Below are 1,039 nucleotides of genomic sequence, written 5' to 3' on the forward strand. Positions count from 1 at the left end.
ACGGTGAGGTGATCCTCGTCGTTCAGGACCGCTGATTTCAGCTTCAAGCTCGGATACTTTCGGCTCAGCAACGCCGTCTCCAGAGCCCGGTTGTCGGCGACCATGTCTACCGTCTGGTTGTAGCGCCGATCGCCTTTCTGCTGGGCTTCATAGGCGCCTACATAAAGATAGACATTCGCCGCCAGGTCCTGATTCCGCGTGGCGTAGCCCGCTTCGAGCTTCAAGGCATGCCGCTTGTCGTACCAGAGAGACGGGCTGCCGAGGATATAGCCGTTGAATAGGCCGGGCTCGGTGAAAAGGATCTGTGCCCCAAGCAGAGCGCCGTAGGAGTGGCCGAGAAAGATTGCTCTGGCAGGGTCGGCCCGGTAGCGCGCGGTGATGAATGGCTTTGCCTGATCGCGCAGATATCCCTGATAGGCGCGCGCCTGACCATGGATGGCGTTGGCTGGTGCGGTGCTTGGACCGTTCGATGTCGGAGTATAGTCACGCTGGCGGCTGACCATGCCGTCCTCGCCCTTCCCATAAGACAGGCCGACAAGGATGAATTCCTCAATCTTGGGCCCCTCGACGTTCAGGCGGCGCCCTATCTGCCGGATGATCGGGAAAGCGTAGTCGGCATCGGTAACATAAAGCACGGGGTAGCGCCGCTGCGGCTGCTTCGCGTAGGACGGCGGCAAAGCGACGAAGACTTGGTAGTCGCGGCCGGAGACCGGATCGGGCACGTCCCATACCTCGCTGCCGGAGATCTCGTATGGGCGCCCCTCGCCAGGCTGCACCTTTGGAGTCGATTGGGCCCGGGCGTGCATCGCGCCGCTGGAGACGCCGAAGCCGGCGATAAGGGCAATCAGCAGGGCATTTTGAAAACGTCGTTGCACGTGAAGTCTCCGCCGGCGACCACCGGTCTCAGCTCATGGGGTTATGAGGTTGGCCGACTGTTAGTGGCGCGCTCGCGCAAAGATGAGGCTCGGATTCTCGCGATTGGATTCGCATTTAAGAAAACATGAATCGAGTTCCCGCCGCAGGACTGTTTCAGCTACGT

Annotated in this window: 1 protein-coding gene; it reads right to left on the bottom strand. The window is 60.6% G+C overall.

All coding sequences use genetic code 11. The annotated features are described in order from the left end of the window. Positions 1 to 875: alpha/beta hydrolase (locus AC1DRP_RS36660; protein ID WP_476771149.1), on the bottom strand; the 875-nt coding region annotated here is incomplete at its 3' end. Between the last annotated feature and the right edge of the window lie 164 nt (positions 876 to 1,039).

The organism is Allobosea sp. 01N443 (assembly GCF_056399325.1).